Raw genomic sequence first — 7,171 nt, 5'->3', positions numbered from 1 at the left:
GCAAGGACAGTGACGCACAGGCCGAACGCGAGGACCGCCCCACCCGCCCCCGTCGCCCGCAGCAGCAAGACGGGCAGGACTCGCAAAAGCCCTCCGGCCCGCGCGGCGGCAAGCGGTCCGGCGGATCGCAGGGCGGACAGCAGGGCGGACAGCCCGGCAAGTCCTCCGGCAAACCGACTGACAGACAGTCCGGCAAACAATCTGGCAAACACTCCGGCAAGCGGGGCAACGATGACTGGACCACGGACCCCCGTGGTGGCGACCGGCGCGATGATCGCCGGGACGACCGGCGTGGCGACCGCTCCGGCCCCCGCGCGGATCGTCCGTCGCGCCCCTCGCGACCGACGCAATCCGCAGGCAAGGCCGACGAATTCGTGGACAACCGCGCCCCGGAACGCGAACACCACCGCACCCGCCTGAGCGATGCGGAGCTGGCGGAACTGCTGCCCCCCAGCGTGACCGCCGGGGCCACCGCATCCGGCAGCGCCGCGCCCGCTCCGGCGGACAGCCTGCGCACGCCCGAAATCCTTGCCCCGGCGGGCGACATGCAGGCCGCGCTGGCCGCATTCGCCGCCGGTGCCGACGCGGTGTACCTGGGCCTGAAGCACTTTTCGGCCCGCATGCAGGCGGAAAACTTCTCCACCGGCGAACTGGCCGCGCTGACGGACCTGGCCCATTCCGAGGGCCGCCGCATCTACGTGGCCATGAACTCCATGCTGAAGCCGGGCGATCCGGGCGCCGCCGGGCGTCTGGTGGCCCGCTTGGCCCGCGACGTGCGGCCCGACGCGCTCATCGTGCAGGACCTCGGCATGCTGGACATTGCCCGGCAGGCCGGGTTCGCGGGTGAACTGCATCTTTCCACGCTGGCCAACGTCACCCACCCCGCCGCGCTCACCGTGGCGCGCGACCTGGGCGCCAGCCGGGTGATCCTGCCGCGCGAGCTGAACATCGACGAAATCCGCGCCTGCGGAAACGCCTGCCCGGACGATCTGGACCTGGAATTCTTCGTGCACGGGGCGCTGTGCTACTGCGTGTCGGGCCGCTGCTACTGGTCCAGCTACATGGGCGGCAAAAGCGGCCTGCGGGGCCGCTGCGTGCAGCCGTGCCGCCGGGTGTACCGCCAGAAGGGCCGCGAGGGGCGCTTCTTCTCGTGCCTGGATCTTTCGCTGGACGTGCTGGCCAAAACGCTGCTGTCGGTGCCGCACATGGCCTCGTGGAAGATCGAGGGCCGCAAGAAGGGACCGCACTACGTGTACTACGCGGTGTCGGCTTACCGCCTGCTGCGCGACAACCCGGACGACCCCAAGGCCCGCAAGCAGGCCGAGGACATCCTTGAAATGGCGCTGGGCCGCCCCGGCACCCATTCGCGCTTTCTGCCCCAACGCGGCGACGACCCCACCGCCCCCGGCGAGCAGACCAGTTCCGGCCTGCTGGCGGGCAAGGTGGGCCAGACCCCGGAAGGGGGCATCTTCTTCAAGCCGCGCTTCCAACTGCTGCCGCAGGACCTGCTGCGCATCGGGTACGAGGACGAATCGTGGCACACCACCCTGCCGGTGGCCCGCCACATCCCCAAGGCAGGCACCTTCAACCTGCGCCTGCCGCGCCACAAGACGCCCAAGCTGGGCACGCCGGTGTTCCTCATCGACCGCCGCGAGCCGGAACTGACGCGCGAGGTACGCAGCTGGCAGGCCAAGCTGGAACGCCACCGCAGGGGCGGCGGGGAAGGCGGCGCGGTGGACTTCACCCCCAGCTATCCCGCCCCCGGCAAGCCCGCCCGCCCGCTGGACGTGATCCTGCGCGGATCGCTGCCGCATGGCCGCGAGGGCAAGGCCGGGGTGCGCCCCGGCACGGTGATGGGTCTGTGGCTGTCGCCGAAAGCCCTGCGCGAGGTGTCGCGCACGCTGTACCCGCGCATCTCGTGGTGGCTGCCACCGGTGATCTGGCCGGACGAGGAAGCCCAGTGGCTGCGCATGACCCGCGAAGCCGTCCGCGACGGCGCGCGCCACTTCGTGCTCAACGCGCCGTGGCAGGTCGGCCTGTTCGGTGATGCGCACGCCCGGCGCGACCTGGTGCTGACCGCCGGTCCCTTCTGCAACACGTCCAACCCGGCGGCGCTGGCCGTACTGCGCAAGCTGGGCTTTGCCGCCGCCATCGTCAGCCCCGAACTGCCCGGTGAAGACATCCTGGCCCTGCCGCGCCAGAGCTGCCTGCCGCTGGGCGTGGTGCTGTCCGGCTACTGGCCCATGGGCGTCACCCGCCACCATCTGGAAGGGCTGAAGCCGGGCGAGCCGTTCAACAGCCCCAAGAACGAGGTGTTCTGGGCCCGCCGCTACGGCCAGAATACCTGGATCTACCCCGGCTGGCCGCTGGACATCGAGGACCGGCGCGGACAACTGGAAGCCGCCGGGTACACCCTGTTCGTGCGCATCGACGAGCATCCGCCCCTGACCGTGCCCGAACCGCGGCGGACCAGTCCGTTCAACTGGGACATCCCGCTGCTGTAGCCACATCGATCTTTCGCCCGACCGAAATGCAAAGACGCCCCCTGTGCGCAGGGGGCGTCTTTTTTCATGTGCGCAAGCAATCCGGCGGGGCTTGCCGACGCCATGAGAATTTTCGCTCTCTGCCGGGCAAGCGTGGTGTTCTACGGCGGGCGCACGCCCCAACCGGTGCACCAATGCGAAGCCCGGGCGTTACGGTTGCGGTCCTCGGCGCACTCGTTGCTTATTTGACCGGTATGAAAAGCCATCCTCGCGACGCCAAAGGACAGAAAGGGCACCGCGCGGCAGGTCCTATCCGAACAGCCGGGTGATGTGCGCGCGAAAACGCTCCAGGTCTTCCCCGATGCGCGGGTTTTTGATCACGTCATGACAGCTGAAGGTTTCCAGCGCAGTCATGCCGAGATACCCGAAGGTCATGTGCGCGGGCAGGAACAGGTCGTCCACGGTCCGCCCCCGCATCAGCACCTGGCCGGGGTCGTCGAACGCGGCAGCGGGTGCGTTGAAGGTCAGCGACAGCATGTACTGCTTGCCCCCCATGTGGCCACCCGTGCCGTACTGTCTTTCGGGCGCGGAGCGACTGCGTCCGTCACCCTTGCTCAGCCTTCCGTCCATGCCCGCAAGGTAGACGACATCGATGTACTTCTTGAAACTCCAGGAAAAGCCCATCCAGTTCACCGGCGACTGCACGATGAGCCTGTCCGCCCACACGTGCCGGTCCACCTCTGCATCGATATCGTAGGGCTTTACGGTTTCCACGACCTGGACTGCATGGCCCAGCCCCGTCAGTATGTCGCGGGCCACTCCTGCCATGTGACGATTGATATCTCCGGGGGACCGGGGATAGGGCTCATGCCCGTTGAGGATGAGAACGTTCATGGCAACCTCGCTGCGGCTGTGCGCCAGACTACTGCGTGCTCGTCCGTGGCTCGTCCGTGGCTCGTCCGTGGCTCGCCTGTGGCTCGTCGGTACGAAACCTGCCCTGTAGTGCATGCAGGGGCATGATGGACGGCGTCGGACAAAGTCGGCGCGGTTTTTTCACCGTCTCAGGCATACCTTGCGTGGCGTTACAGTCAAGCAGGCACTTTTTGGTGCGTACTGCAGCCCCCCTCCCGGCGCTTAGCAGCCGAAGCCGTTGGGGTTCCAGTCCCGGGCGTGCCTGGTCGGCCCCCCGTTCCCCATCAGGTCCGCCGCCCATGCCTCGCCGCGCAGGCTCCGCAGGCCGTCCACCAGAAAGTCCACCAACCCGCCGGTAAGTTCGGTCGGGGCGTTAGGCTCGCCGAACAAGGCTATTTCCACGGACGGCAGCGCGGGCAGCGGCGCGCCCCCCGCGCCCCTGCTGACATCCAGTTCGCGCACGCCCGGCTGCAGGAACGACCGCGCGCCCACCGAAACGCCCAGCCCGCCGGCCACCGCCGCCTGCAAGCCCATCAGGCTGTGCGTGGTGCAGATGATGGTCCAGGCCCGCTTGGCCCCGCCCAGCACGTCCAGCATCACCTTTCGGTAGGAGCACGGCGGCGGCAGCACCACCAGCGGCACGGTGCCTCCATCATCCGGGCATTCCAGCGGCTCGTCGCGGCTGGCGATCCATACCAGTTGTTCGCGCCAGATCACCCGCCCGCTCTGGGGGTGGGCGTCGCGCTTGGCGATGACCACGTCCAGCAGATCGTCGTTCATCGCGTTGACCAGGGCGGTGCTGAGACCGGTCATGAGCTCCAGCTTCACGCCGGGATGCGCCCGCGCGAAGTGAGCCAGCAGCCTGGGCAATTGCAGGGGGACGAAATCCTCGGACACCCCCAGCCGCAAGTGTCCGGTTATGGGCGGCGCGGCCAGCCGCCGCATGGTCTCGTCGTTGAGCAGGATAATGCGGTGGGCATGCGAGAGCAGTATCTCACCCGCCGGAGTCAGGGCCACCGAACGGCTGGTGCGCGTCAGCAGTTCCTTGCCCACGGCGTCTTCCAGCCGCCGGATCTGCTGGCTGATGGCGGACTGCGTGCGGCCCAGCATGTCTCCCGCAGCGGTGAAGCTATGTGTTTCCGCAACGACGGCGAACGTCCGCAGCAGGTCAATGTCCAAGTTTGGCTGTCTCATGGCAGAATAATAAGCTTTCATTATCGTTATCACAAGAACAATTAATTTTTCTTTTCGATGGCCCGGCCCTATACGGTAGTCATGGAACTCAACCCCACAGGAGACCCCCATGAACACCAACTGCACCAACCATCGTCCCACGGAACTTCATGCTCCGCGTGAGACCCCGGGCCACGGCCAGGGCATCCCTGGCAGCGGCCTTTTGACGGCCTTCTTCCGCCACTGGCAAACGGGCGTCAATCGTCCCGGACGACAGCAAGCGGTCCCGGCGCTGCCGGATGCACCCGCCGGAACCGCTCCGCAGCTGAACCGGATGGACGAGGCCGCGGTCCGGGAAGACCTGAACGGCCACCGCATCTGGTGGGGCGGCCCCTAGCCGTCCGACCTCCGCAACGATGCCACGTTCCCGCCTTTTACCCCGACAAAGGAGTACGCCATGAACACCACCGGCATGAACGACGACCATAGCAACCCCGGCATGATCTCCAACATCTTTCAATGGCTGGCCGATCTCACCCGCAAGGATTCGTCCCCCCCTGTCGGCTCCACTGGCCGTGCCGACGCGCAGCCGGGGAGCACACCGCCGCAACAGGCCGCCAGTTCACGCGGCGATCCGCTGGAACACCATGTCTGGTGGGGCGGCACGTAACCCCGGCATCCGCAGTACCCGTCAATCACTCATGACCGATCCCCCCGAAGCACACAGGAGCACCCCCATGAAGACAGTCATCGCCACCGGCGGCCTTGCCGCCACAGACCCCGACGCGTTCCGCGACGTGGACATGCCCGTTCCCGCCCCCGGCGACCGCGATCTGCTGGTCAGGATCGACGCCGTTGCCGTGAACCCCGTCGACACCAAGGTCTTCGAACGCCTCACCCCCGGCACCCAACGTGTGCTGGGCTGGGACGCCTGTGGCGTGGTGCAGGCCGTGGGTACAGGGATCAGCGGCTTCGCCCCCGGCCAGCGCGTGTACTACGCGGGCGATCTGGGTCGTTCCGGCACCAATGCCGAATACCAGTTGGTGGACGCGCGGCTGGCCGCCCCCGCCCCGGCATCGCTGACTCCGGCACAGGCGGCGGCCCTGCCGCTGACGTCGCTCACCGCGTGGGAGGGGTTGTTCGACCGGCTGGGCTTCACTCCGGAGGCGGGCGCCAACACCGGCAGAACCCTGCTGGTTATCGGCGGGGCAGGGGGCGTGGGGTCCATGCTCGTGCAACTGGGCGCGTGGGCCGGGCTGACGGTCATCGCCACAGCGGGCCGTCCGGAATCCGCCGGTTGGTGCATCTCGCTGGGGGCGGCCCATGTCATCGGCCGCGGCGATCTGCCCGCCGAACTTGCCCGAATCGGCATACCCGAGGTGGACGCCATCTTCTGCACCACCCACATGGAGCAACACTGGGCGGCCATGGCCTCCGTCATCGCCCCGCAGGGCAGCATCTGCCTCATCGACGATCCTTCCGGACCGCTGGACATCACCCTGTTCAAGAGCAAGGCCGTGCGCTTCTGCTGGGAATTCATGTTCACCCGGTCCATGTACGCCACCTGGGACATTGGCAGGCAGGGACTGATCCTCGCGAGGGTGGCCCGACTCGTCGACGAGGGAACCCTTCGCACCACCCTGGGCGCGGAACCGTTGCGGGGCCTCTCCGCCGCCACGGTGCGGCTGGCCCACCAGCGACAGCGCAACGGGGATGTGGTGGGCAAGCAGGTCATCGCATTCTAGGCCGACTACAACCGTTGTCGGCCACGGTACCGGGGAAGGGGTCCGGCGGCGGCGCTGCACCCACCGCCGTCCGGCCTGCCGCCCCGCGGCCCGGCCATGTCCTTCCGTTGCAGTGTGCCCTCCTCCGCGCACCGGGGGGGAGCATGCGCCGGGCCGTCCGTACCACCCGCATTCCGCACTGTCGCGCACGACCTTGTCGTTACACGACAAAAGACGCCCCCTCCGGCAGGTAGGGGGCGTCCTGTTTCGCGCGTCAGGGCTTCAGGCGGACCCCTCGGCGCGTGGCGGTCGAACGGGGTGAACGTTACGGAGCCAGCGTGGGGCCAAGCCCCATGGCCACCCCCAGCACCACACCCATCAGCACGGCCAGGGCCAGGCGCACCAGCACGGGCGGGCGGCGGTCGGGGCGGGGTTGAATGAGGGCAAGGGCGAACATGGAATGCTCCGTGAGGTTGCGGGGTGGTGGAGCGGGCGGCCAGGGCCATCCTGAACCGCCTGTCGTGCTCCACCTGTCCGTACGCACCAACCGGCCACGGGGCCGAGTGCATGGTCTGGACGCTACGGCCCACCGAATGATATGTCCAATTCGAATTTTCTCGCCAATCAATACGCAGGAGATATTGATAATGGAGCTGCGCCAGCTGCGCTACTTTCTGGCCGTGGCGGAAGAACTGCACTTCGGGCGGGCCGCCCGGCGCATGCACGTTTCGCAGCCGCCGCTCAGCCAGCAGATTCAGGCGCTGGAAGAGGAACTGGGGGTGCGCCTGTTCGACCGCACCAGCCGTACGGTGCGGGCCACCCCGGCGGGCGAGGCCCTGCGCGACGACGTGCGCCACCTGCTGGCCGGGCTGGACGCGG

The 7,171-nt window shown here is 68.0% G+C and carries 8 protein-coding genes; 5 read left to right on the top strand and 3 right to left on the bottom strand.

What is annotated here, in order from left to right; genetic code table 11:
* Positions 1-374 precede the first annotated feature (374 nt).
* On the top strand, positions 375-2,504 hold the full coding sequence (locus FVW27_RS03765; protein ID WP_341806065.1) for a peptidase U32 family protein: 2,130 nt from the start codon (positions 375-377) through the stop codon (positions 2,502-2,504).
* Between the two features lie 288 nt (positions 2,505-2,792).
* On the opposite strand, the gene FVW27_RS03760 is transcribed toward FVW27_RS03765, so the two are convergent.
* Together FVW27_RS03760 and FVW27_RS03755 are read right to left on the bottom strand one after the other, a co-directional pair.
* On the bottom strand, positions 2,793-3,377 hold the full coding sequence (locus tag FVW27_RS03760; protein WP_167122864.1) for an NAD(P)H-dependent oxidoreductase: 585 nt from the start codon (positions 3,375-3,377) through the stop codon (positions 2,793-2,795).
* 240 nt (positions 3,378-3,617) lie between these two features.
* Entirely contained in the window at positions 3,618-4,589 is a 972-nt protein-coding gene (locus tag FVW27_RS03755; protein ID WP_167122862.1) for a LysR substrate-binding domain-containing protein, read from the bottom strand.
* A 109-nt stretch (positions 4,590-4,698) separates the two neighbouring features.
* On the opposite strand from FVW27_RS03755, the gene FVW27_RS03750 reads away from it, so the two are divergent.
* The 3 genes from FVW27_RS03750 to FVW27_RS03740 all read left to right on the top strand — a co-directional run bounded on the left by FVW27_RS03750 (position 4,699) and on the right by FVW27_RS03740 (position 6,313).
* On the top strand, positions 4,699-4,965 hold the full coding sequence (locus FVW27_RS03750) for a hypothetical protein (protein WP_167122860.1): 267 nt from the start codon (positions 4,699-4,701) through the stop codon (positions 4,963-4,965).
* A 60-nt stretch (positions 4,966-5,025) separates the two neighbouring features.
* On the top strand, positions 5,026-5,238 hold the full coding sequence (locus FVW27_RS03745) for a hypothetical protein (RefSeq protein ID WP_167122858.1): 213 nt from the start codon (positions 5,026-5,028) through the stop codon (positions 5,236-5,238).
* A 67-nt stretch (positions 5,239-5,305) separates the two neighbouring features.
* Positions 5,306-6,313 (top strand): zinc-binding alcohol dehydrogenase family protein, encoded by a 1,008-nt coding sequence (locus FVW27_RS03740; RefSeq protein WP_167122856.1) that lies wholly within the window; start codon positions 5,306-5,308, stop codon positions 6,311-6,313.
* 304 nt (positions 6,314-6,617) lie between these two features.
* Here FVW27_RS03740 and FVW27_RS21105 read toward each other — a convergent pair whose 3' ends face one another.
* Positions 6,618-6,749: a hypothetical protein gene (locus FVW27_RS21105; protein WP_263284425.1), complete on the bottom strand. Its 132-nt coding sequence runs from the start codon at positions 6,747-6,749 to the stop codon at positions 6,618-6,620.
* Between the two features lie 190 nt (positions 6,750-6,939).
* On the opposite strand from FVW27_RS21105, the gene FVW27_RS03735 reads away from it, so the two are divergent.
* On the top strand, positions 6,940-7,171 hold a 232-nt coding region (locus FVW27_RS03735), incomplete at its 3' end, for a LysR family transcriptional regulator (RefSeq protein WP_167122855.1).

The sequence above is a fragment of the Nitratidesulfovibrio liaohensis genome (assembly GCF_011682075.1).
GTDB lineage: Bacteria > Desulfobacterota > Desulfovibrionia > Desulfovibrionales > Desulfovibrionaceae > Cupidesulfovibrio > Cupidesulfovibrio liaohensis.
The sequence above is the reverse complement of the archived record's forward strand: the minus strand, read 5'-3'. Positions and strand labels throughout refer to the sequence as shown.